This window comes from Nonomuraea sp. NPDC050153 (genome assembly GCF_044460125.1).
In the GTDB taxonomy this organism is placed as follows: Bacteria; Actinomycetota; Actinomycetes; order Streptosporangiales; family Streptosporangiaceae; genus Nonomuraea.
Genome location: NZ_JBITJQ010000003.1, coordinates 275,141 through 295,856, shown reverse-complemented (window position 1 = coordinate 295,856; position 20,716 = coordinate 275,141). Strand labels below are relative to the sequence as shown.

Annotated in this window: 39 protein-coding genes and 1 pseudogene; 2 read left to right on the top strand and 38 right to left on the bottom strand. The window is 68.3% G+C overall.

The annotated features are described in order from the left end of the window. Window positions 1-7: 7 nt before the first annotated feature. From ACIBQ1_RS09655 to ACIBQ1_RS09625, 7 genes are all read right to left on the bottom strand, one after another. Complete coding sequence (locus ACIBQ1_RS09655; RefSeq protein ID WP_397275990.1) at window positions 8-460, bottom strand: DUF397 domain-containing protein; 453 nt, start codon at window positions 458-460, stop codon at window positions 8-10. Further along, entirely contained in the window at window positions 457-801 is a 345-nt protein-coding gene (locus tag ACIBQ1_RS09650; RefSeq protein ID WP_397275988.1) for a hypothetical protein, read from the bottom strand. Before ACIBQ1_RS09650 ends, ACIBQ1_RS09655 begins: the two co-directional genes overlap by 4 nt. Next, a complete protein-coding gene (locus tag ACIBQ1_RS09645; protein WP_397275986.1) occupies window positions 798-1,307 on the bottom strand; it encodes a hypothetical protein in 510 nt (169 codons plus the stop codon). Before ACIBQ1_RS09645 ends, ACIBQ1_RS09650 begins: the two co-directional genes overlap by 4 nt. Window positions 1,308-1,385: 78 nt before the next feature. After that, window positions 1,386-2,069, bottom strand: coding sequence for a hypothetical protein (locus ACIBQ1_RS09640; RefSeq protein ID WP_397275985.1), 684 nt, complete (start codon window positions 2,067-2,069; stop codon window positions 1,386-1,388). After that, window positions 2,066-3,430, bottom strand: coding sequence for a replicative DNA helicase (locus tag ACIBQ1_RS09635; protein WP_397275983.1), 1,365 nt, complete (start codon window positions 3,428-3,430; stop codon window positions 2,066-2,068). Before ACIBQ1_RS09635 ends, ACIBQ1_RS09640 begins: the two co-directional genes overlap by 4 nt. Beyond that, a complete protein-coding gene (locus ACIBQ1_RS09630) occupies window positions 3,427-4,008 on the bottom strand; it encodes an ATP-binding protein (protein WP_397275981.1) in 582 nt (193 codons plus the stop codon). The genes ACIBQ1_RS09635 and ACIBQ1_RS09630 overlap by 4 nt, the downstream gene beginning before the upstream one ends. Before the next feature lie 2 nt (window positions 4,009-4,010). After that, window positions 4,011-4,973, bottom strand: coding sequence for a hypothetical protein (locus ACIBQ1_RS09625; protein ID WP_397275979.1), 963 nt, complete (start codon window positions 4,971-4,973; stop codon window positions 4,011-4,013). Between the two features lie 208 nt (window positions 4,974-5,181). Between ACIBQ1_RS09625 and ACIBQ1_RS09620 the strand changes: the two genes are divergently transcribed. Continuing rightward, window positions 5,182-5,397 (top strand): hypothetical protein, encoded by a 216-nt coding sequence (locus ACIBQ1_RS09620; protein ID WP_397275978.1) that lies wholly within the window; start codon window positions 5,182-5,184, stop codon window positions 5,395-5,397. Window positions 5,398-5,659: 262 nt separating this feature from the next. Here the strand turns inward: ACIBQ1_RS09620 and ACIBQ1_RS09615 are convergent, their stop codons facing one another. The 18 genes and pseudogenes from ACIBQ1_RS09615 to ACIBQ1_RS09530 all read right to left on the bottom strand — a co-directional run bounded on the left by ACIBQ1_RS09615 (window position 5,660) and on the right by ACIBQ1_RS09530 (window position 14,631). After that, window positions 5,660-6,562 (bottom strand): hypothetical protein, encoded by a 903-nt coding sequence (locus tag ACIBQ1_RS09615; RefSeq protein ID WP_397275976.1) that lies wholly within the window; start codon window positions 6,560-6,562, stop codon window positions 5,660-5,662. Window positions 6,563-6,627: 65 nt separating this feature from the next. Continuing rightward, window positions 6,628-6,900 (bottom strand): WhiB family transcriptional regulator, encoded by a 273-nt coding sequence (locus ACIBQ1_RS09610; protein WP_397275974.1) that lies wholly within the window; start codon window positions 6,898-6,900, stop codon window positions 6,628-6,630. Next, window positions 6,897-7,583 (bottom strand): WhiB family transcriptional regulator, encoded by a 687-nt coding sequence (locus ACIBQ1_RS09605; RefSeq protein ID WP_397275973.1) that lies wholly within the window; start codon window positions 7,581-7,583, stop codon window positions 6,897-6,899. The genes ACIBQ1_RS09610 and ACIBQ1_RS09605 overlap by 4 nt, the downstream gene beginning before the upstream one ends. A 53-nt stretch (window positions 7,584-7,636) precedes the next feature. Then, window positions 7,637-7,882 (bottom strand): DNA methyltransferase, encoded by a 246-nt coding sequence (locus ACIBQ1_RS09600; RefSeq protein WP_397276744.1) that lies wholly within the window; start codon window positions 7,880-7,882, stop codon window positions 7,637-7,639. After that, window positions 7,875-8,354, bottom strand: a pseudogene (locus ACIBQ1_RS09595) (DNA methyltransferase); the annotation flags it as partial. The gene ACIBQ1_RS09600 and the pseudogene ACIBQ1_RS09595, both read right to left, overlap by 8 nt. 372 nt (window positions 8,355-8,726) lie before the next feature. After that, the gene (locus tag ACIBQ1_RS09590) at window positions 8,727-9,827 is read right to left on the bottom strand and encodes a DNA cytosine methyltransferase (protein ID WP_397275971.1); all 1,101 of its coding nucleotides are present in this window, start codon (window positions 9,825-9,827) and stop codon (window positions 8,727-8,729) included. After that, window positions 9,820-10,047, bottom strand: coding sequence for a hypothetical protein (locus tag ACIBQ1_RS09585; protein ID WP_397275969.1), 228 nt, complete (start codon window positions 10,045-10,047; stop codon window positions 9,820-9,822). Before ACIBQ1_RS09585 ends, ACIBQ1_RS09590 begins: the two co-directional genes overlap by 8 nt. Beyond that, window positions 10,040-10,273: a hypothetical protein gene (locus ACIBQ1_RS09580; protein ID WP_397275968.1), complete on the bottom strand. Its 234-nt coding sequence runs from the start codon at window positions 10,271-10,273 to the stop codon at window positions 10,040-10,042. Before ACIBQ1_RS09580 ends, ACIBQ1_RS09585 begins: the two co-directional genes overlap by 8 nt. Next, complete coding sequence (locus tag ACIBQ1_RS09575; RefSeq protein ID WP_397275966.1) at window positions 10,270-10,551, bottom strand: hypothetical protein; 282 nt, start codon at window positions 10,549-10,551, stop codon at window positions 10,270-10,272. Before ACIBQ1_RS09575 ends, ACIBQ1_RS09580 begins: the two co-directional genes overlap by 4 nt. A 10-nt stretch (window positions 10,552-10,561) precedes the next feature. Then, the gene (locus ACIBQ1_RS09570; RefSeq protein ID WP_397275964.1) at window positions 10,562-10,936 is read right to left on the bottom strand and encodes a hypothetical protein; all 375 of its coding nucleotides are present in this window, start codon (window positions 10,934-10,936) and stop codon (window positions 10,562-10,564) included. Between the two features lie 117 nt (window positions 10,937-11,053). Beyond that, on the bottom strand, window positions 11,054-11,521 hold the full coding sequence (locus ACIBQ1_RS09565; protein ID WP_397275963.1) for a hypothetical protein: 468 nt from the start codon (window positions 11,519-11,521) through the stop codon (window positions 11,054-11,056). Next, window positions 11,518-11,925 (bottom strand): hypothetical protein, encoded by a 408-nt coding sequence (locus ACIBQ1_RS09560; protein WP_397275961.1) that lies wholly within the window; start codon window positions 11,923-11,925, stop codon window positions 11,518-11,520. Before ACIBQ1_RS09560 ends, ACIBQ1_RS09565 begins: the two co-directional genes overlap by 4 nt. Next, window positions 11,922-12,485, bottom strand: coding sequence for a hypothetical protein (locus tag ACIBQ1_RS09555; protein WP_397275960.1), 564 nt, complete (start codon window positions 12,483-12,485; stop codon window positions 11,922-11,924). Before ACIBQ1_RS09555 ends, ACIBQ1_RS09560 begins: the two co-directional genes overlap by 4 nt. A 38-nt stretch (window positions 12,486-12,523) precedes the next feature. Beyond that, window positions 12,524-12,910 (bottom strand): hypothetical protein, encoded by a 387-nt coding sequence (locus ACIBQ1_RS09550; RefSeq protein ID WP_397275958.1) that lies wholly within the window; start codon window positions 12,908-12,910, stop codon window positions 12,524-12,526. Then, on the bottom strand, window positions 12,907-13,110 hold the full coding sequence (locus ACIBQ1_RS09545) for a hypothetical protein (protein WP_397275956.1): 204 nt from the start codon (window positions 13,108-13,110) through the stop codon (window positions 12,907-12,909). Before ACIBQ1_RS09545 ends, ACIBQ1_RS09550 begins: the two co-directional genes overlap by 4 nt. A gap of 158 nt (window positions 13,111-13,268) precedes the next feature. Next, complete coding sequence (locus ACIBQ1_RS09540) at window positions 13,269-13,697, bottom strand: hypothetical protein (protein ID WP_397275955.1); 429 nt, start codon at window positions 13,695-13,697, stop codon at window positions 13,269-13,271. Continuing rightward, window positions 13,697-14,449 (bottom strand): hypothetical protein, encoded by a 753-nt coding sequence (locus tag ACIBQ1_RS09535; RefSeq protein ID WP_397275953.1) that lies wholly within the window; start codon window positions 14,447-14,449, stop codon window positions 13,697-13,699. Before ACIBQ1_RS09535 ends, ACIBQ1_RS09540 begins: the two co-directional genes overlap by 1 nt. Then, window positions 14,446-14,631 carry a helix-turn-helix domain-containing protein gene (locus ACIBQ1_RS09530; RefSeq protein WP_397275952.1) on the bottom strand — a complete coding sequence of 62 codons (186 nt, stop codon included), beginning with the start codon at window positions 14,629-14,631 and terminating at the stop codon, window positions 14,446-14,448. The genes ACIBQ1_RS09535 and ACIBQ1_RS09530 overlap by 4 nt, the downstream gene beginning before the upstream one ends. 114 nt (window positions 14,632-14,745) lie before the next feature. On the opposite strand from ACIBQ1_RS09530, the gene ACIBQ1_RS09525 reads away from it, so the two are divergent. Continuing rightward, window positions 14,746-15,066, top strand: a complete 321-nt coding sequence (locus tag ACIBQ1_RS09525; RefSeq protein WP_397275950.1) for a helix-turn-helix domain-containing protein — start codon at window positions 14,746-14,748, stop codon at window positions 15,064-15,066. 92 nt (window positions 15,067-15,158) lie between these two features. Here the strand turns inward: ACIBQ1_RS09525 and ACIBQ1_RS09520 are convergent, their stop codons facing one another. From ACIBQ1_RS09520 to ACIBQ1_RS09460, 13 genes are all read right to left on the bottom strand, one after another. After that, window positions 15,159-15,281: a hypothetical protein gene (locus ACIBQ1_RS09520; RefSeq protein WP_397275949.1), complete on the bottom strand. Its 123-nt coding sequence runs from the start codon at window positions 15,279-15,281 to the stop codon at window positions 15,159-15,161. A gap of 2 nt (window positions 15,282-15,283) precedes the next feature. Further along, on the bottom strand, window positions 15,284-15,496 hold the full coding sequence (locus ACIBQ1_RS09515; RefSeq protein WP_397275947.1) for a hypothetical protein: 213 nt from the start codon (window positions 15,494-15,496) through the stop codon (window positions 15,284-15,286). A 10-nt stretch (window positions 15,497-15,506) separates the two neighbouring features. Continuing rightward, window positions 15,507-15,851 carry a hypothetical protein gene (locus tag ACIBQ1_RS09510; RefSeq protein ID WP_397275945.1) on the bottom strand — a complete coding sequence of 115 codons (345 nt, stop codon included), beginning with the start codon at window positions 15,849-15,851 and terminating at the stop codon, window positions 15,507-15,509. Then, complete coding sequence (locus ACIBQ1_RS09505) at window positions 15,848-16,387, bottom strand: HNH endonuclease (protein ID WP_397275944.1); 540 nt, start codon at window positions 16,385-16,387, stop codon at window positions 15,848-15,850. The genes ACIBQ1_RS09510 and ACIBQ1_RS09505 overlap by 4 nt, the downstream gene beginning before the upstream one ends. Beyond that, a complete protein-coding gene (locus ACIBQ1_RS09500; protein WP_397275942.1) occupies window positions 16,384-16,824 on the bottom strand; it encodes a hypothetical protein in 441 nt (146 codons plus the stop codon). The genes ACIBQ1_RS09505 and ACIBQ1_RS09500 overlap by 4 nt, the downstream gene beginning before the upstream one ends. Next, window positions 16,821-17,792, bottom strand: coding sequence for a phage recombination protein Bet (gene bet, locus ACIBQ1_RS09495; protein ID WP_397275940.1), 972 nt, complete (start codon window positions 17,790-17,792; stop codon window positions 16,821-16,823). The genes ACIBQ1_RS09500 and bet overlap by 4 nt, the downstream gene beginning before the upstream one ends. Continuing rightward, the gene (locus ACIBQ1_RS09490; RefSeq protein ID WP_397275938.1) at window positions 17,789-18,730 is read right to left on the bottom strand and encodes a YqaJ viral recombinase family protein; all 942 of its coding nucleotides are present in this window, start codon (window positions 18,728-18,730) and stop codon (window positions 17,789-17,791) included. Before ACIBQ1_RS09490 ends, bet begins: the two co-directional genes overlap by 4 nt. Then, window positions 18,727-18,978: a hypothetical protein gene (locus ACIBQ1_RS09485; RefSeq protein ID WP_397275937.1), complete on the bottom strand. Its 252-nt coding sequence runs from the start codon at window positions 18,976-18,978 to the stop codon at window positions 18,727-18,729. The genes ACIBQ1_RS09490 and ACIBQ1_RS09485 overlap by 4 nt, the downstream gene beginning before the upstream one ends. Further along, window positions 18,975-19,262 (bottom strand): hypothetical protein, encoded by a 288-nt coding sequence (locus ACIBQ1_RS09480; protein ID WP_397275935.1) that lies wholly within the window; start codon window positions 19,260-19,262, stop codon window positions 18,975-18,977. Before ACIBQ1_RS09480 ends, ACIBQ1_RS09485 begins: the two co-directional genes overlap by 4 nt. 160 nt (window positions 19,263-19,422) lie before the next feature. Further along, window positions 19,423-19,842: a hypothetical protein gene (locus ACIBQ1_RS09475; protein WP_397275933.1), complete on the bottom strand. Its 420-nt coding sequence runs from the start codon at window positions 19,840-19,842 to the stop codon at window positions 19,423-19,425. Continuing rightward, window positions 19,839-19,976 (bottom strand): hypothetical protein, encoded by a 138-nt coding sequence (locus ACIBQ1_RS09470; RefSeq protein WP_397275931.1) that lies wholly within the window; start codon window positions 19,974-19,976, stop codon window positions 19,839-19,841. Before ACIBQ1_RS09470 ends, ACIBQ1_RS09475 begins: the two co-directional genes overlap by 4 nt. Then, entirely contained in the window at window positions 19,973-20,422 is a 450-nt protein-coding gene (locus ACIBQ1_RS09465; protein ID WP_397275929.1) for a hypothetical protein, read from the bottom strand. Before ACIBQ1_RS09465 ends, ACIBQ1_RS09470 begins: the two co-directional genes overlap by 4 nt. Window positions 20,423-20,513: 91 nt before the next feature. Continuing rightward, on the bottom strand, window positions 20,514-20,714 hold the full coding sequence (locus ACIBQ1_RS09460; protein WP_397275928.1) for a hypothetical protein: 201 nt from the start codon (window positions 20,712-20,714) through the stop codon (window positions 20,514-20,516). Window positions 20,715-20,716 lie beyond the last annotated feature (2 nt).

Sequence of the window (20,716 nt, the reverse complement as noted above, 5' to 3'; positions counted from 1 at the left end):
CGGGGTCTTACTGGGAGACCGGAGACGACTCTTGAGCCGCGTACGGCCCCACAGGGCCCCGGCTGTCGCCATCCACGCCCGACCCGTCCCCCGCCTCTCGCGGTGCCGGGTAGTCGAACCGCCCCTCACGGACCCCCGCGAGGAACGCTCGAACCTCCCCGTCGTCGAACTCCAACGCGGTCGGCCACGCGTCCGCAGTGCTCAGCAGCCAGCAGCCGTCCCCGCAGTGGTCCAACCGGATCCGGTCCGTCAGGACACAGCAACCCGTGTCGGCCTTCGCGGCAGCGAGGAACATCTCCCACTCGGCCGCCGTGGCGACGAGGACCGGTGAGGCATCGCCGAGCTTCGAGTCGCGCACCCCGACCATGCCGTCAGCGAGTGGGGCCACCTCCACACAGGCGGAGGCTCCGTTGCAGAAGGTGCTCTTACGCCAGGCGGCGGACTCGGACAGGCGGCTCACGACGCGGACCCGTTCACGACCGCCGCCAGAGCGTCCGCGATCACGAAGTCGGGACGCCACTCACACGAGTTGCACACCCCGGTCGGGTCCGAGCAGGGCGGCATGTCCTGCTGCCGCTGCAACTCCTCCAGCAGATCCACGACCAGATCCGCCAACTCGGGCGAGAACACGGCCGCCAACTGTCCGGCCGCTCCTCCGCACGCGTTGTCGATGCCCTGCTGGAAAGTGCCGCCCTCCCAGTACGGGTTCGTCGCCATCTCGTCCCGGGCCTGGTCGATCCGCTCCCGCAGGAACGCGATCGATGCCTCTAGCGGCGTCACGAGCGTCTTCGTGTCGCTCATCGCGCGAACACCTCGCCGCCGTTCTTCGCAGCGGTAGCGCACGGCCACAGGGTGGCGGCGCCCTCGTCCCAGCAGACGTTGCACACCCACACGGTCGGGGTGCAGTCGCCCATCCAGTGCGGGGTGTGGAACCGGGCGGGAAGCTTCTGCCGCTCCTCCAGCGTTTCCGGCAGCTCGTCGAAGGCCGGGTGATCGGGAGCCTCCAGCAGGATCGCCTTCACCGGCTCCGAGTAGGCGCGACGGTGCAGGTTCGAGATCTCCTTGATCTGCCGCGTCACGTCGTACGTGCGGTACGGGTCGGCGTCGTGCTCGCGGAGCGGCTCAACCAGCACCGCGCGGCCCTCGTCGATCGACGTGCGCACGTTGGTCTGAAGGTCCCCCACGCATGCCGTGGTGGTGTTGAACCGGTTGTCCGGCCACGAGATGCGCGCCACGGCGGGCGTCGGGCGGAAGTGCCCCGGGTTGGCGCAGTCGACGCGGGTCTCGGTCGTCGTGGTTTCAGTCATTGCGGGTCTCCTCTGTGGTCGTGTTCGGGATAGGTCCGGGGGCCGGCTCTTCCCCCGGGTCGGGGACGGAGAGACGAGTCACCCGCGCTCCCCGTGCTCGAAACGGGCGGAACGGGCAGCCACATAGGCGTGCTCGAGGTACTCGGCATACGGTGCGCCGGCCAGCGGGATCGGCTCGGTGATGTCGCCCGCGGGCTGCGCGGTCGACGACCGGCAGGCTGGGACCAGGAGGGCGCCGGCCTTGCACAGCATGTGGCGGAAGCCGTCGTCATCGACGTCAGGGAGGATGCCGCACGCGGGGGCGAAGAAGTGGTAGCCGAACAGCGGTCCGGTGAAGGTGCAGTGGCCGCCGCATCCGGCGCCGACGATGGCGTTCTGGCCGCGGAGTGGGGTTCCGATGGCGCGGGAGCGGCGGATCGACAGATGCCCGGACGGCACCTCGCCCGTGGGTATGTCGCCCAGCACGAGCATGTTCGTCATGCAGAACGGGTCCTCGCGGCCTAACCCGTACACCGGGTCGACGGCGTCGAGCAGCAGCGGGACGTCCAGCCGCTCGAGCGGGCCTTTGACCTCCACCCACCAACGCAGCTCGGTCAGGTAGAAGTCCGGCAAGTACGGGCGCCGCTTCTCGCCGACCAGGTAGCCCTGTGGCTCGTACTGCCAGCGGATGCCGAGCGTGTCGAAGAAGACTGCCCATCTGGCCTCGAGGCGGGACCTGAACCGGCAGCCCTTGTACGTGGTGTCGATCGCCTTGATGGTCATCGGCCCTCCAGCGCGGTGGTGGGGCTCCACGGCTGGACGTGGTTGACGCAACGCCCGTAGTGGCCCTGCCAGCCGAGCGTCACCGAGCCCGTACGGCCCTGGCGCTGCTTGGCGACGATGACCTCGACCGTGCCGGCGTGCTTGGACTCTGGGTTGGCCGCGGCCTCCCGGTGCAGCAGCAGGACGACGTCCGCGTCCTGCTCCACGGCGCCGGACTCGCGCAGGTCCGACATCTGCGGGCGCTTGTCCTGCCGGTGCTCGGAGCCGCGGTTGAGCTGTGCGAGGACCATCACTGGCACCTCGAATTCTCGAGCGATCAGCTTCAGCCCCCGGGACAGGTCAGCCACCTGCTGCTGCCGGTTCTCGGCCTTCCCGGTGGCCATGAGCTGCAAGTAGTCGACGACCACCAGTCGGGCGGGGGCGGTGCGCGCCATGCCGCGGAGTCGGGCGCGGATGTGCGACAGGCCCAGGGCGGGTGTGTCGTCGATCGCCAAGTGCCCTTCCGCGATGCGGGGCACGCCCTTGGCCATGCGAACGTAGTCGTCCTCGGACAGGTCGCGGGTCTGCATGCGGTGAAGGTCGACGCGGGACTCGGCGGCGATGAGCCGGTGCATGACCTCGGTGTGGGACATTTCGAGGCTGACGAACAGCGCGTGTTCTCCGAGTCGCACGGCGACGTGGCGGGCGATGTCGAGTCCGATCGTCGTCTTGCCGATTCCGGGCCTCGCACCCACCACGATGAGCTGGCCTGGCCGCATGCCCGGCAGGATGTCGTCGAGGTCCGCATAGCCGGTCTTAATGCCGGTCTGCTCGGCGCTCTTGTCTGCCAGGTCGTCCATAACGGGACCGACCAGTTCAGCGGCAGTCAGCAGCGGGCGATCGGTCGCCGCGGACAGGGAGTCCTCAAGGATCTTGCGCGCGATGTCCGGGTCAGTCTCATCGTCGTACCCAGGTCTTGAGGCGAGCTGCTGGATCCGCTGGCCGGCCTCAAGCAGCGCACGCCGGTTGGAGTCGGCCTTCACCAGGCGAGCGTGGTACGGCACAGCAGGGCCCACACAGGCGTGTTCGATCAGCTCGGCCACAGCAGGCCCAGCGTTGGAGCCGATCCTGGCCAAGTCCCCCGAAGCCGCGATGGCATTCAGGACGGCCGCAGGATCCACGGGCTTGCCGTGCTCGGCGAGCTCCACGGCGGCAGCGAAGACCACGCTGTGCCGCGGACTGTGGAAGTCCTGGGGGCGGACGATGTCGGCGGCGGCCTCAACGTTCTCGCGGTTCTGAATCACCGCACCAACCAGAGCCTGCTCGGCGGCGGTGACCGCGGGGCTCGGCGTCCACCCATCGACGAAGGTCTCGACGCTCACTCGCCCTCCCGGCGGCGGTCCGGGCCGTCCAGGACAACAACCGCGACGTTCGCGGCCAGTCGGGAGGCGATGCGCTCGCCAAGCATGCCGCGCAGGTCGGGCACGTTCGACGTGATCACGGTGGGGAGCCTGTGGTTCCACCGGTAGTCGATCACGCCGTACAGGTGTTCGAGCTCCCATGCGCCCAGCCGCATCGCGCCCGGGTCGTCGAGGATGAGCAGGTCCGACCGGGCGGCGTCACGCAGGTCCGGCTCGTTGACAGGCGGGGTGGTGAGCTGCCGCCACTCGTACGCCCCGTAGAAGTCCGGAGCCCCGGGCCAGCCGGCCTCGAGCGCGACCGTGGCGGCGTGCCAACACGACCAGGTCTTTCCCGTCCCGACCGGACCGACCAGCAGCAAGTTCGCTGCGGACCGGTCATGCACCAGGCCCGCCACCCACGCGGCCACCTCAACGTGCAACTCGCCCTTGGCCCGCATCGACAGCGGGATGCGCTTGCGCCACTCCGCCACGCGGAAAGCTCGCGCCTGCTCGAGCCACTCGGCGTGCATTTCGGCGTCGTCGTCGTACGGTTCAGCCATATCTAGATCACCTTCGTCGGGTCGATGGGTGTGGTGCTGGGCTTCAGGTGGGGATCCGAGCCGGGGGCGTACTTGCCGTTGCTGGGCGAGTCCCTGGCAGCGGCGGCGTCGCGCTGCATCTGGACTGCGAGGTCCTGCCACCCGCCTGCGCCCATGTTTCGGGCTGCGACCAGGAGTGCTTCATGGTCGGTGTTCTTGTCTGCGAGGAGAGCGCGTGCCTGCTTGCCGACCCGGCTGCGGAGAGACTCAGCAGGTGGGGGAAGTTTGGCTTCCTTGGCGCCGTCCATGTACGCGGCGATGACGTCGCCTGCGTTGATCGGCTTGGCCGGGTCGCGGCGCGGCGGAGCCGTGGCCGCCGAAGGCGGAAGGGGCGAAGGGATTCCGGGGAGAGGGGAAGCCTCTACTTTCCCACCGTAACCCTCCCCTTTCCCCTGGGAAGGGGCTCCCGAGGGGTCGGCGGAAGGCTCGACGGAAGGGTTCCCCGAAGGGTTAGACGAAGGGTTCCCGGAACCCTTTGCGAGATCTCCCATGAAGTCCGCCAGAACCCTTCGGGCAAGCTCCGACGCCTCTTCGGATGGGATGCGCCGCAACTCCTCCAGCAGGGACGCTCTGAGGTGGGGCGACTCGATGAGCTGCGCCGCCTCGCGAGCAGACTTCATGACGTTCGGCTGCTTCCAGATCTGGTCACGCCGGATCAGGGAGCGGATCAGGACCTCCTCGGTGTCCTCATCGATGACGACGAACCGGGCTGCGTCCAACTCTTTGAGAGCGGCAGTCACACGGTCGACGGTGAGGCCGGCCGCGGACCTAGCCCATCTCCTCTCCCGCAGGGCGATGAGCCCGCAATGGCTCAAGTCCGGCTGTGAGAGGAGGAAGAGGTACAGACGCTGAGCACCTTCCGACAGAACAAGGAACTGCACGTCCTGCCAGATGGTGGTGAAGATCCGCGCCTCGCTGCGTGCCACGTGCCTTGCTCCAGTAGGTGAGTGGGTCGGTCAGGTCCGGAGCGGGCCCTGTCTTCGCGGTTGGTCCACTGCAGTCCCCCCGATCGCTTAGGTGTTCGGTTACATCATATGCCAACGCCACATGTGGCGTATGCCTATATGCCACGTTGACAGTGTGCCATCATGGTTGTAGGCAAACCCGTGAGACCATGAAGGGGTGTCGGATCCGATGGGAGACGTAGTCGCCGCCCGCAAGGCGTACGAGCAGGCTCAGGAAGACGCCCGGGCCCTCGTCGAACGCGCCCGCCTCGACCTCGGCCGGGCCATCGCCGACGCGCGCCAGCAAGAGGTGTCGCAGGACGCGATCGCCAAGGAGTTGAAGCTGACCCGCGAGCAGGTCCGCCGCTTCCAGCGCGAGTACGAGAGCAGCACGTCCCAGGACTGAGGTCTTCACCTCTCGCCCAGCCAAGCCTCGACCCGGGTACGAAGCGGCCCAGTCACCTGTCCGTGCTTCATGCGCCGGACCTGGTCAACGGTGGTCTTCAACTGGATGGCGATCCGCCACCACGGCAGGCGCAGGGCTCGGCGGCGGGTATCGAGAGCCTCGTGAAGGTGCTGCGGTGTGCGAGCCACGAAGTCTGGCGTGTTCACGACGTCCCCCCTCTGTTGAGGAGGGGTGAGCATCAGCAGCCCACCCCTCGGATGGGCTACTTCGGTGTCGGGAACTTCTCATGCTCGGCGTGACGGATCGTCCGCAGTTCAGCACCGTCGCGGTAGTAGTTCCACGCTTTGATCGCCAAAGCGGTCGTGTGGGAGAACGGGACCCGGCCGGGCTGGGCGTTGAGGGCGTTGAGCCGGTTCCTCAACGTGAGGACCGGATGGCCGCTGGCCAGCATCGCGCCGTCCTGGAGCCGGTCGAAGAACTCCTTGCACTGGTCGGCGTCGAGACGGGCGAACAGCCACCAGCACAACCCGATCGTCGACCCGGATAGCATGCGCGCCTTGCGGTAGTGGTCCGCCGCGGACGCTGCTTGGCGCAGGTCGGGGTTCTGGTCGAGGAACTCGAACGACTCCAGCGTGGACGGCTGGTAGGTGGCGTTGGTGTACGCCCGCCGATCCCACAGCAGAGCCCGCCGCACGACCGCAGCCAGAGTTTTCGGTGACCCTTCGCCGCGGAAACCGAGCCGGTCGCCCATCGTGCGTTTCACGCCGTCGTCCACGGTGGCGCGGGCCTCGGCCGGCAGGTTCGACACCACCAGCATCCACACGCCGACCCCGGACTCGGCGATCGCGTTCAGCCGGTGCTGGCCGTCGGCCAGGTCGCCGTCGGCGGAGACGCGGATGGCGTCGCCGTTCTCCATGAACCGCCCCGCCTGCAGGTCGCGGGCCAGCCTGGCGACGACCTCGCCGCGGAGCGGCCGGTTGCCGTTGTTGCGGTGCAGCCAGCGTTGAGCAAGGTCCGGCGTGACGTACACCAGCTCGTAGTTGACCCCGTCCGGGGAGGTGAACGAGCGCGGGTTGTGCTTGCCCGTGACCGTACGGACCGCGTTGATCGGTGCCGCGCCAGTGTCCGCCTCTGGGGGTATGAACGCTACGGTTGTTGCTGACATGAGGTGCTCCCTTGCGTCTTGTGGTTGAAGGGGCCGCCCATCCACTGGGCGGCCCTTAAACGTGCTCACGACGGCTCCCCTAGCCCCTGACGTGCAGTTCTTGCCGCGGCCCGCACCTTGGCCTGCCGGTCCCATCGGCGGACCCGGTCGCGTTCCTGCTTCGACAGCCCGGCCTGGTAGCCGAGATCGTTGCGGCGGAGCGCGTCGAAAGTGCACGTGATCAGCACCGGGCAGCCGCGGCAGATTCGCGTGAGCCGCTGCGATGGCCGGCCAGTGTCTTGGAAGAACAGGTCCGGGTCGACGTCTTTGCACGCCGCGCGGGAGCGCCAGTCGTTCATGACGCGACCGCCTGACTAGCCGCTCGGCGTTCAGCCTCGTAGGAGGCCCGTCGCTGCCGCCGTCGGCGTTCCGTCTTCCGCTCGTCCTCGTTCAGCCCAGCCCAATACCCGTACTTTTCGGGCCTGGACAGCGCGTAGTCGAGGCATTCGGTACGGACCGGGCACCACGAGCAGAGTTCGCTGGCGAGGCTCTCTCGCAGGTCTCGTTCGGGCTGCCGTTCGCCGTCCGGTCCGAAGAAGAGCAGCGGGTCATCCGTGCAGATCGCGTCGTCCTGCCACTTCCAGTTGATCCGCTGGATCGGCGCAGGCTTGTCGTCCGGCTCGGTGCCGTCCTGGACGGGGTCGGGTTCGGCGAGCGCAGCCTGGTATGCCGCCTCGACGGCGGCCTGGTCGGCGCGAGCCTCCCGACCGCACACCACCATCCACGCGTCATCGTCTGTGGGCGGCCATGGCGTGAGCGCCTCACCCTCTGGCAGCCCAAGGACGTCGATCAGCAACTCCCACTCGGCAGGCCGATTCCGGCGAAGCCAGCGGGAGCCGCGACCCTGCATGACGGGGTCGATCTCTTCTTCGAGTTCGCCCACCACGTGCCGGGCGTCCGCTAGTGGTGACGGGCCGACGCCGCGGCGAGCCAGTTCCTCGTCCGTGCGGCACGCGGTATCGATCCACGCCTCAGTCGCCATCACGTGTCTCCATCCGTGAGGGAGAGGACAGGGGGGAGGGGGTGGAGGGGGTCTCAGGCATCAGAGGCCTCCGAGAACAAGTCCAGAGGGGCTTGAGACAGGCGAAGAGCGGCCTTCTCGGCGTACATCTCGTCGGCCTCGATGCCGATGGCGCGACGGCCGGAGAGGCGGGCGGCCTCCAACGTGGAGCCCGATCCGGCGAACGGGTCGAGCACTACCCCCCCCCGTTGGGCAGGCGTAACGAATGAGTGGGTCAAGGATTCCGACTGGCTTCTCGGTGGGGTGCAGAGCGCGGCCATGCATGGACCGGCAGAAGATCACCGATCGCATGAGGCGCGGCCCGCCGTCCTCGGACAGGTAAGTCGCGGCGCCGATCTCGCCCATGTGCGTCGGCCGCGCCTTTCGCCTCATCTGGTGCTTTACGGCGTCGTTGGTGACTGGGACGTCGCGGTGCTGGTCGGCCCACGCGCCGCGGTACCAGTGGGTCGCCACTTCGTGGACGCGCTTGAACCGGTCGTTCTGGAAGCCGGACCCGTTGTGCTTCTCCCAGATCAAGTCCTGAGAGAGCGCCCATGCGGCGTCGCGGAACTCGCTCCAACGGTCGCCGAACATGCGGAGCGACCCGAAGCACCACAGCGAGGACGAAACTTCAGCGGCGACCTTCAGCCAGCCGTCTGGCCAGCGGTCCCACGCCAAGCTCGTCTCCTGGTAGGGAGGGTCGGCGAGCACGAGGTCCGCCGTGATGCCGAGTGCGGGCAGTACCTCCCGCATGTCTCCGAGGTGCAGCTCTACGCCGTCGCTCTTGAAGTACGGCTCAGGCATCACTGCTCTCCGTCCGTGTGGGTCCGTCTGTAGTGGGGGTGGACTCGACTGTCCGGACGAGTCCGGAAGAGGTCGGAGAGTCCACGGGAGGAGCCGCAGCGAACCCAGGGCATCCGCACGGCTCAGCCGACGCCCCAGTCGAGACAGAGCAGCCACCTCGGGAGCCGTTGGAACGAATGCTGTGAAGCACGTCAGGGTGAGGGCAGGCCGCGCACTGGCGGACGTTGAAGGTCTGGACCCGCGGTCGGGTGTCCCGGCGGGCGTCACAGTCCTGGTAGTGGTCCAAGAGGACTCGCTGGCAGCAGGAGAGGAGGTTGGTCATCACGCGACCTCCTCGAACAGTGAGGGCTGGAAGCCGCCCTGCGGCTCCGTAGCGGACGGGTAGAGGGCGGCCAGGTAGGCGCGGACGGCGGGCTCCCAGTCGAGTCCCAGCGCCGTCCCGAGGACCGCGGCGGCGACGGGAGGGGACACGACGTCCGCGGCCTGAAGGAACTGCTTGCTCCTGGATCCGCGCCACGGGTAGTCCGGAGGGAAGCCGGTCAGATGTCCCGCCTGCGCCGCAGTGAGCTGGGCGCCGTCAGAGACGCGCTTCCACGAGCGGGCCTTCTCCGTCAGGCACCACGACACCTGATCCGCGGAGAACTCGTTGCCGCCGGATGTCCTGCGCGCCCCGCGGGTGTTGACTCGCTCACCTGCCGGCCAGCCGAGAGCCTGCGCCATCGTCACCCGAGGGAAAACGGATCTGGACAGGTTGGCCTTGACCTGAGGCGCTTGGAACCGGCCGCAGGTCCACCACGACGTCACTGGCAGTGAGGCGAGGTCCCGGACCTGGTGGCGGGTGGCGATCACGAACGAGCGCGCCCGCTTCGACGCCACACCGAGATCCGCGGCGTCGATAGTGACGACTGCGCACGAGAGGAAGTCGTGGACCATCGCCAGTTCGGCGCACACGTTCTGCCAGATCCAGTCCACCGCGGGGACCTGCTCGCACACCAGCCACTGCAGATGCGGCAGCCGGAGCGCGAACCGCAACGTCTCGATCACCAGCGCGGACCTGGGGTCCTGCACCTGGTCGTAGACCTTGGCGTAGGCGTCGTCCGGGCCCATGCCGGCCTGAGCGTTCCCCAGCGCTTCGATCGCGTCCAGGATCAGCGGGACGTCATTGACACCCGTCCGTTTGCCGGAGGCGCTGAAAGTCGGGCACGGCGGGGAGATGATCGCGCCGGTCACGTCCCGCATGCTGTCCGGGTCGAGATCCTTCACGCTGCCTCGGACCCGGTTGAACCCGGCGGCTGCCGCCGTGGCGCAGGCGTCCGCGTCGATGTCGTAGCCGCGGATCTCCTGCGACAGGCCGAGGAGGCGGGCGCCCATGTCCCAGCCGCCAGGGCCGGCGAACAGGTTCAGGGTCGCGCGCTCAGTCATCGCCGTCTCCCCAAACGTCACGGGCCGACGTCAGCAACTCGAAGGCCGTGATGTCGGTGGCCAATTGGTCGACGGCAGCCTCGGTCTCCCGCTGCTGGCGGTCGCGCCGGGCTCGCCAGCCGGTCAGGGCGTCCTTCAGTGCCCAGGTGGCGGTGAACCCAAGAGCAGCCACGACGAGGGCGCCGATGACCGCGCAGATGTCGCGGAGGAGGTCAAACATCGTCGACCTCCTCGCGCAGCGCCTCGCGGAGGATCCGCTGGTGGCGGTCCAGGGCCGGGTTGTAGGCCGGGTCTGCCATCTCGGCGACAGAGCGGAGACGACGGACACGGCGCCGCATCCCTGCCACCGCGGCGGCGGCGAGGAGGACCGCGACCACGCCGCCGCCGGCCAGCCACGCCCAGCCTGCGGCGGAGTTCAAGAACGCGGCGATGTCAGAGAGGTTCACGACGTGACCGCCTTCCAGAAGGCGGACATGGCCTCGTCCGCGATACGGGCTGGAGGGAAGCCGCCAGCGATGCCTGCCGTGAAGATGCGGACGATTTCGTGCCGAAGGGTGTCCCGGTCGAAGGCTGCAGCAACCCGGACGCGGGTGTCGGCTTCCATGGCGGCTACGTGGTCGCGCAGGACGGCCAGCTCGCCCGCGAGGTCCGCGCGTTCGGCGTTGAGCCTGACCAGTTCCCTGTCGGTGGCGTCGGCGATGTCTCGGAGGAGGTCGAAGTCCACGGTCGTCTGTTCAGGCACGGGTGTCGCCTCCGTCCTGAGGGTCTGCCTGGACAGCGGCGGCGATGACGTCGTCCGCGCGGATCCCGGCCTCCTCCAGAGATCTGGTCAGGTCCCAGCCGAGGGCGCCGATGTCCTGCCACTCCCGCCACAGGTGCCGGGCGACCTCGTCAGCGACTGCTGGGCCGTCTCTGTCGGTGATGCGGCCGAGCAGGTGGGCGACGCCGCACGTCTGCGCCACCAGGGCGGCGTCCAGGCTGCCTCCCGGCCTCTCGGGCATCGCCCAGAAGACGGTGTAGGCGAAAGCCAGCAGGTGCGTTCTCAGCGCCTCCGCAGTGGCCGCTTCCTCGGTGCGCGGGTATGGGGCGATCTGGTCGAGGGCGGTCATCGTGTACCGCCTCTTGGGTCGGCGAGCATGGCGTCCCAGACATCCCGCATGTGGTCTCCCGGCCAGGGTGAGGGAGTGTCCTGCACCGGCTCTTCCAGGGGCTCAGGGGTGACAGGCTCAGACATGGCCGCCGCCGTTCAGCTCTGCCTGAGCGGCCTCTACAGCGTCAGCCTTCGCGACCAGAGCGGCAGCGAACCGGCGAGCCTCAGCGGTGGAGATGTGTCCGCAGCCCCGGAACAGGATGCTGTCCGCGTACTTCAGCCCGGTCGTGCGCCCCTTGGGCCCGGCGGCGCACACCTGCCAGCCGTCCGAGTCGTCCACGTTGTCGTAGGGTTCGCCCTCGAACTCCAGGCCGTCCTCAAGGTCGGGGCGGGGCAGCACGATCGGCTCGGTCTCGCCCGGGACGACGACCGCCCTGTAGTGGCGGACCGTTTCGGTGTCGTCGGCGTCCCACCTGGCGACCGACAGGCTGAGCATGCCGTCCTCGGCGGTCACGGACAGGGCGCCCGCCAGGCTGTCCCGCCACCCGCCGACGACGCCCTCACAGACGGCGGCGGCGACCCTCTCGGAGGTGATGTCGCTCATCGGGCACCCGCCGTCTCAGCCTCGACGGGCTCCAGGTAGCGGACGGGCTTGCCGAGCTTCTCTGCGTACTCGACCTCGCTGCGGGTGCTCTCGCCGACATAGCCGCCAACGTTGAGGACGAACACTTCGTCGGCGAGGTCGATCTTCCGCTTGTGGAGCTCATCGAGGTCGGCTTTGACCTGCTCCATGTCCTGGATCTCGGCGATGTCCTCGTCGGCCTTGGTGTCGCAGCCGATGCTGAGCACGATCGTCCCGGCGAGGGTGAGACGCAGGTTCTCCCGGCGGAACGCCTGGAAGAACCTCGTGCTGCCGCACAGGACCACGATCGGCGGGCGGTCGCCGCCGAAGTCTCGAACGAGGTCGTGGTGCTGGTCGCAGTCCGCGCTGAAGTGGGCATAGCTCATGCCGCACCGTCCTGGCTGAGCATCGACGAGAGCACTCGCCGCGTGTTGTCGTCGAGGCCGACCATGACCTCCCGGCCGTCCTTGTCGATCATCCGGACCAGGGTCGCGCCGACGTTCTCCTCGGTCTCGACCATGAACACGGTCGGGGCGATCCTCGTGGGGTCCTCGTGGACGGCGGTGTCGCCGATGACGGCCGACGTGACCATCTCCCGGTCAGTCGCAGGCCGGATCCCGATCTGCTTCTCGTTGTAGTAGTCGCCGCCTGTCGCGGTCAGGAACGCCTCGACGGCCTCCTCCGCGCCCATCGGGTGCGACGGCCCCTCCTGGCCGGGGTACGGGGCGGGCTGGCCGTCCACGAGCACCCGCCACGCGCCGTGCCCAGTCGAACGGGGCAGCAGGAACAGACCCACATCGTTCAGGCAGGCGTCCAGGGCGTCAGCGTCGACCAACTCGTGGCCGGAGTCGCTGCCGTCCTCCTGCTGCCACGCCTCGATAGCGCGGCAGATCGCCTCGCGGCGGGCCTGGTACGGGTTCTTCGTCTCGGGGGTTTCGGTGCTCATCAGGTCTCTCCTGAAGTCGAAATGGTTGGGGCCGGCGCTCAGGCCGGGGTCTTCTCGTACGGGTGGCCGCCGGCGGGCTCGACGACGGCGGGGATGGTGAGGGTCTGCTGGGTGTCGCCGTTCATGACGGGCGGGATCACCTGCAGTTCGATCTCGGACGGGGGCGCCCACCTCTGCGCCCAGCCTGGGACGACGATCCCGACCGGGCCGTTCACGCAGTCGGGGCAGACGACGAGCCCGGCGACGGTCTCCCGCCACCCGCACAAGGCGGCGGCCTGACGGAGCTGCTGGCGGGGAGTGAGCGTGGGGTGGTCGACGACGACGGGGTGGCCGTAGATGTTCGCGCAGTCGGCGATGTCGCACTCCATCTGGCCCTTCTCCACGATCGTGAGTGGAACTGCGGCCTCAGCGAGAGTGATGGTCATGACTGCTCCTTGCTGTGGTCGGGGAGGAGATCGCCGCGCTGGCGGCGGGTCTTGCGGATCGCGGCACCCACCGCGTAGGCGCCCAACTTCATGGACTCGACCCACACCAGCGGGTGGTCGGGCAGGTCCTTGTCCCAGTCGCCTTTGGGCTTGTAGAGGCGGTCCCAGAAGGCCCGCCAGCGCTGCCGCCAATCCCACACGCGGCCCCGGAAAGGCTCCGGTAGGCGCCTCCACGCCCGATGGACGGGGGTGTCTTTGCGCTCTGCCTGTGCGGTGCTGTGGCGTCCCATGCGATCTCCTTGCTGAGGTGGTTCGGGTTGTGCGCCGCCGCTCACCCGGAAGTGGGTGGCGGAAAGTTCTAGGAGGTGGGGATCTCGGTCTGGCCGGGATGCGCATCAGGCGCAAGAAGAGCGGCCTTGGCTCGGAGGTTCCGCGCCACCTCGTTGGCAGCGGCGGCGATCCGGTTGTGGTCGAGTCCTTCCTCGTCCGCCCAGTCCCACAGCCACGGCGGGATTTCGCCGTCCTGCCATGCGGACCAGAGTTCGCGGGCCACGTCGTCGGCCACCTCGACGCCGAGCCGGGAGCGGATCTCGGTCAGCAGGTAGACGGTGGTGAAGCTGGACACGACGTGTCCGAGCGATGTCCGGTACTGGGACTCGTCCCCGATGAACTCGTCGGCGAGGCGGGTGTGCATCTCCCCGAACGCCGCAAAGTGCTTGATCAGAGCGGAGGCGGTGACGTCCAGTTGCCGCCTTGGGTACGGGGCGACCGCGTCGAGTGGATCCATTAGGCACCTTCCAGGGGAAGCTCAGGCCAGCCGGGAGGATCTATTGGCAGGGCGCGCTGCGTCGCAGCCTGAAGGCGAAGCTTCGTGGACTCGTAGATGTGGTACAGGCCCTTGATGTGGTGGGCGTGAACCTCATAGGCGCTGCCCGTGTGCCAGAACATCGCCTCGTACTTGGTCTTCGGCTTGCGCTCGTCCTGGCGCAGGACGCCGCCCTGCCGCAACGTCTCGGTCAGGTCCTTGACGGAGATCCGGACGCCGTACTCCTGCCGCATGAGCACCACGACGTCAGCGAAGGGGAAGGTCTTCGGCTGAAGCACCTGAGACTCGGCCTGCTGCATGGCCCTGCTGGCGAGGTAGATCTCCCGAGCGCGCTCCTCCATGTCCAGCAGGTGCTTGCGGACCGCTGTCGAGATGGGCGACTCAACAAGCATCTGGCCGACGTTGAGGATCGCGCGACGGGTGAACAGGGCGTACGCCCGCCGCTTTGAGCCCGTCAGGTTGACGGTCTCAAACTCGCGCAGTTCCTGGCCGCGCAGGACTCGGTAGCCGTTGCTCTCCAATTCCGACCGGTTACGCCGGACGACGCTCTCGATGGCGTCCACGTCCACCTCGTAGTAGTCGGCGACCAACTCGGTGGACAGGTGAAGGCCGTCAGGCAGGAAGACCAGCGCCTTGACCTTGTCGAGAACGTCAACCCGGTCCGCGTACTGGGCCCGCAGCAAGGGCGACTCAGTCAGTGCCAACTCGTTCATGCGGCAGACCCCGCGATCCGGCGGCGCTCCTCGTACGCCTCGATGGAGGCGAGGGAGACCTTCACGTGCGAGTTGCGGGCCTCGCCTTTGATGGCGACCAGCTCGCCGTTGCGGATGCGCTTGCGCAGCGTGTCTCGGCCGATGTTCAGTCGGCCGCAGGTCTGCGCGGTGGATAGATACACGTCACCTACTCCTTCCAATCTCTGGGCGTCTCTAGGCAACTCTATGCGACTCTGAGCGCAAATGGAAAGGGAAACAGGCGTGACAACTCTGGTCATCTCTGTAGACATGGAGGTGTGAGCGACAACGCCCCCGCCCGCCCGTTCCTCGACCTCATCGAGGCCACCCTCAACAGGCAGGGCAAGACCAAAGCATGGCTTGCCCAGCGCAGCAAGGTGAACCGCAACACGATCAACAACTGGGGCACGCAGCCCCGCACCCCCCAGGCAGCGAACGTCATCGCCGTCGCCGAAGCCCTCAACATTGAGCAAGACCGGGCGCTGCGCCTCGCCGGGCTCCGCACAGACATGCCCAGAGCGGAAGGCGAAGCGCTCGCCCTTGCGGCCATACCGACCGACGACCTCCTTGCGGAGATCCGCCGCCGTATCCCGGACTGACATTTCGCCTCCTTTCGCTGCTTGGTCTGGGGGTTGTGCCGCCGCTAGCCCGGCCCCCGATACGGTCCAGGCCAGCGGCGGAAGATCAGGGGCTAGGTCGTGAAGGCGGCGACGATGAGGAGCACGACCAGGAAGGCACCCGCCACCCCGACCAGCACGGCCAGGAACACGCGGGCGAGGCAGCCACCACAGCCCTCAGGCTTGGGAGTCGGCATGATCACGGGGTCTCCTCGGGCAGGTTGACGATGTGGCGGGCCAGGAACGGCTTGTCCGCCTCCGGCACCACATCCGGGGGCAAACCCATGGCACGGGCCCGCTGACGGGACAGAAGCCGCTGCCCCACGTCGCAAGGGATGTCCGGGTCGGCGAGGACCGCCCACACGTCGATGACTGGGTACTCGATGTCGGCGAAATCGCTTCGCTCGGACACGTGAGCCTCCTCAGGCGGGAGAGTCGAGGTCGGAAGGGGAGCCGTGCTCGAATTCGGCACGACGGGCAGGACAGAAGTGATCAGCGGGCAACTCGCTCCCGCATGGCTCGCACCACACGACCGGGACCGTCACCACACCAGGGGTGAGCACCTGCGCCAGGCCGCGCGGAGTACGAGGCGCCCTGACCAGCAGACCCTTGGCCGTCAACTGGCCGAGCTGGTGCATCACCGACGAGTCCGACGACAAGCCGGCCGCCTTGCCGATCCACACCGTGGACGGCGGGAAGCCGTTCTCTTCGATGTGGGCCGACACCGCTCGCAAGATGCGGAGCTGGCGGGCAGTGACCTCGGTCATGAGGCCACCTCGCCCAGTTCGGCAGGGTTCATCCCGTACTCCTCGGGAGTGATCCACCGACCGTCCGGGGTGGGATACCGCCACCCCCAGCCGGCGACCAGAACAGGCACGTCGGCAGGCTCGATGCCCGTCTCGACCAGATAGCCGAGCTTGTAGGACGCAGCCCTGTTCCCTTCGACCCAACCGTGATCGCCAGTCGTGCCCGTGCCGCAGAGGAGAAGCAAGTTCTCGACGTCATTGGTGCCGCCGCGGCCTCGCGGGATGCGGTGGTGGACCGAGTCCTCATCCCTGGCAACCGACTTGCCGCATTTCACGCACCGGTTACCGTCGCGAGCCTCCACCTGCGCGCGGACCTTCGACGTGGGGCCGGAATCCGACGTGGGGAACTTCAGGTGCCAGCCGTTCGTGCACCGCTCCACGTCGATCGGCAGGACACTCCGCAGGCCGAGGTTGCGCATCCGATCCAGACGCCGGCGGGCTTCCTTCTCGTTGGCGAACGTCTCCTTCGAGCAGCACGGCTGCACGCGGGTCTTCATCGGCCACGCCCCGGCGTGTCGTAAAGCGCCTTGGCGTTGACGTTCAGGGACCGCATCACTTCGACCTGCGTCTTGACCTGCCACACGTAGTCCGAGGCGTTCTGCCGGACGACCTTCGCCTCACGAAGCGCCCAGTACTCCTTCGAGATGCGGACCGCGTACCACTCGTCCGCCTGCTTCTGTGACACCTGGCCGGCCTTCCGGCCCACCTCGGGCGGCTCCTCGTCAGAAGCAAACAGGAACGCGGTGCGAGCCTCCAGGAACGACCGCTCTGCCATCACCTCCGCGTCACGCGCCCGCATCAGGGCCAGCTGGGAGCGGGCGAGTTCGTTGTTGAGCCGCTTCAGGTACACGTCCGTGTCCGCGGGGGTGAGGACCGTGTCCTCCGAGATGAATTCGAACGCGCCCGACTCGCCGCGCTGGAAGACATCGCTCATGACTGGCCGCCTTCCGACTCGGCGACCTCGTCATCGTCGTAGTGGAGCGGGTTGTCCTCGCCCTGCTCGGGCGTGAACGGCGGGCCGTCGAGGAAGTCGCCCCGGCCCAGTGCCACCATCACCTTCGCGGCCTCCGCGCCGGTCAGTTCCTCGGGCTTGACGATGTCGCGGTCGGCGACCTTGGACATGTAGGTCAGCGCCAGGTCCGGCGTGGTGATGCCCTTCTTCGACAGGAGCAGGGCAATCTGGTTGCGCTGCCTCTTGGCGGACATGCCGTCGACGTGCTCGGCGTCGCCGTTCTGCGCGGCCACCGCCTCCCGGATCGTCTGGCCCTGGATCGTCTCGCGCGGCGTCTCGTCGTCAAGGTGCTCCATCTCGACGTCGCTGTACATGCCGCCCAGGTCCTCGGGAAACGCGCGGCGCAGTGCCTTCGCTTCGGCGCACTTCTCGATCTGGCCATCCGGGCTGGTCTTCCACTGGTTCTTCGGGTTGCCGTCGCGGTCCCGGTCCACGTAGGCGGCGTACCGGGCAACGCCGGAGAACCGCTTGCCGTTGCGGATCACCACGACCTTGGCCGCGACGGGCGGAGCGTCGGTCAGCCACACCTCATGCTGGGCGCCGTCGGCGTCGAACCAGACGGTGTCCTCGTACTCGTAGTCGATGCCGGACTTGTCCGCGGCGCGGCGGGCGATCACGCGGAAGCCGTCGATGCCGGTCTGCGGGGTGAACACCTTCCGGCCGGCGCGCTTGTCGTAGCGGCCGATCAGGTACACCTGCTTGAGGAACGGGTCCAGTTCGCGCCGCTGGCACAGGTGCAGGAACCCGGCGAGTTCGGCGTTGGTGCATTCGCCGTCCACGCCCATGCTGCCGAGCACGGCGCGCTGCTCGGGCGTCCACATCGACTGGGCGGGCTGGATGGCCAGCGCCCCATGCCCCTGCACGGCGGGCAGGTTGTCGGTCACGGTCATGCCGCAACTCCTCGGAGGAGGTCGGAAAGGTCAGGGAGGTTCTGTTCGGTCACCAGGTAGGGCGTGCCGCCGCTCTTGGCTTGGCGGCGGGCCAGCCGGTGGCCGTCGTAGTAGGCGCGGTGCGCGGACCCCATGGCGGCCAGCAGCCGGGCTCGGGCGGCCTGCTCGCGCTCCTGCGCTTCGGCGAGGCCGGTGGTGGCGTCGATGAACTCGACCGCCAGGTCCAGGTCGGCGATGAACGCCGAGTCCCGGTCGATCTGCGGGTGCAGCTTGCGCGCTGCGGCGTAGGTGGCCGGGTGGTGGTCCAGGTCCGGCATCTCCCGCCAGTACAGCGACGACAGAAAGTCCTCGGCCTGGTCGCGCATCCACGCGCAGTCGTCGGCGTCGTAGTGGACGACGTACTCGCGGAAGTCCAGCCGGCCGGTCAGGACGACGACATGCCACACGTCGAGGCCGAGCGTGTCCATGTACCACTGGACTTGGGGCCGGTAGTAGGGCGGGATCTCGTCCGTGCCGGGCTTGCCCCACCCGGAGGCGTCCGCGTCCGTCTTGAGCTCCAGGCCCGCCCGGACGCCCGGCTCGGGGAAGTGGCCGGGCATGCCGAGCAACAGACGGTCCGGGTTGGCGAGCTGGTAGTCCCGCTCCGCGTGCACGTACGTGCCAGCCGGACGGACCTCATACTCGGGGTGCTGGTCAGCGAACCAGTCCGCGATCCCGGACTCCAGATAGTGGCCGCGCGCCTGCGCTCTGGTCTGCTTGTCCTTGTCGACCAGGCCAGCCATCTGGCACCACACCGAGTAGGGCGACTCCCACGGCGACAGACCAAGCAAGGCGGCCATGCGGGACCCGCCGAGCCGCTGAGCGCGGGCGGCGTCCCACTCTGGCGTGTTGCTCTCCCATCGGCCGATGAAGCGGCCCGCGGGCGTGGACAGCGTCACTGCTGCTCGTCTCCCTCGTCGTTGGGGGTGTCGTTGCTTCTCGCTGCCGCCAGTTCGCTCCGCAACTGCTGCTCCCATCGGGCGTACCGGTAGGCGGCCGGATGCGATGTGATGCCGAGCCTGCGAAGGGCGTCCCACTTGTTGGCGCCGCCAGCGAGGGCAGCGGAGAACGCGGCCAGGCGGGTGATGAAGTCGACCTTCGACCGGTACTTGCGGGCGAGCGTCCTGGCCTGCTCTTGGCTGATCACGGCTCGTCCTTGCGGCGCTGATAGTCGGCTTCGATCTCCAGCGGCAGTTCGGGGCCGCCGCCCACGGTCGGGCCTGCGGTCTGGTCGTCGCCCCCGTGGGCGGCCAGGTCGTTCAGGTAGGCGGCGAGAGAGGACTCCAGCACGCCGTAGTGGTCGTGCAGCCACTCGACGATCAGCTCGTCCTCGTCACCCAGGCGGTGGATGTCAGCCACCTTCGGGTGTCGGCCGGTCGCCTCTCTGATGCGCTTGACAGCGACATGCAGCGGGACCCAGTCGCCTGTCATGACGCCCACCTACGCCTTCTCTGCGGAAGCGGGAGAGGGGCCTGACCAACGCCGGGGCAGCGGGCGCCGTTCCAGTTGTGGAGGCGCATCCCGCCGTTGCCCCAGTTGATGGCGTGGTTGGTCTTGCACGTTGGGCAGGTGCCACGCTTGTGCCGTGCCATCACGCGCTCGCCTCAGCGAGACGGGCAGCCCCACGCCACGCGGAGCGCCACCGGGCTCGTATCGACGCCACGTTCGCGGCCCTTGCCAGGAAGGTGAACACCTGCGTGTCCGAGGCGAGGTCGTTGCAGTCGCCAAGGAGCGACACCAGGCGCTCGATCGACATCTCGTGGACGGGCTGCAGTGGCGCCTCAACCTTCGCGAGGATGCGGGCGGCCTCCACCAGGACGCGGTCCTCGGGAATCAGGTCCTCGAAGTCCAGGTCCCGCAGGAACCGCCACAAGTCGGCGGGCTGGCCGGCGGCGACTGCGAGCGCACCCAACTGGCACACCCGCCCGTCGCTCTTCAGGAAGTCGCCTGTGCAGCGTCCCCGCTGCTGAAGGACGCCGATGGCGGCGTGCAGGATCGTCTCGGCGTTCACCGGTCACGCTCCGGATGCTGCTCGGCCACCTGCACCTCGACCTGGTACAGCCAGCGCAACTTCCTCTTGGAGTACTCGTAGTGGTCGATCTGACGGGCCACGTCAGCGGGCTCTTGGGGCAGCACGTACGTCACTGGGCCACCGCCTCAGCCTGGTCGGCGTCCTTGCGCGGGTTACCGTCCAAGTCGACGACGAGCGCGTACTTGACGTCCTCAATGACGCCGACGACAACCTTGCGGCACACCCTGTCTGCCGTCGTGTAGACGCTGACGTACAGCGGGCCGAGGTGGATCTTGACGCCGCCGTGCTTGCCGTCGGCCCACTCTTCGATGGTGGCGCCGAACTCCCGCCCCTTCTTCGCGGCGTCCACGATGAACGCCACCGGATCAGCATCGGCGGGAGGGACGATGTGTGTGTAACGGGCCAGGTGAACCGTGGCCTGTTCCGCAAGGTCCGGGTTTGCCGCCAGGAACGCGGCCACCTGCTCGTAGGCGCTCGCGTACTCCAGCGCGTCACGGACCGAGGTTGGCTGCTTAGAGGCCAGTGTCTCGCTGGTCTGCGCGGGTGATGTAATGGTCACTGCTACCTGCTCTCTGATCAGTCGGTCGTTGTCGTGAGCGGGTGGTCTCGCGAGGTCGGCCGGGTGGCCTTGGCCGGCCTCGCGGCATACGTCAGGGGGTGGGCAGCAGCGCGGCGCGCTGACGCTCCTCGCGGACCTTGGCTCGGGCGGCGGACTTCTCGGCCCTCCGGTCGGTCGCCGGCCACGACTGGTGGCGGCGCTTCTTGTTCACCCGCCGGTGCTGGCGATCGGTGAGGCTCGTGCCACCGGACTGGGCCTGGTAGTTGGCCACACGCTGGGCGTCGTCGAGCATGG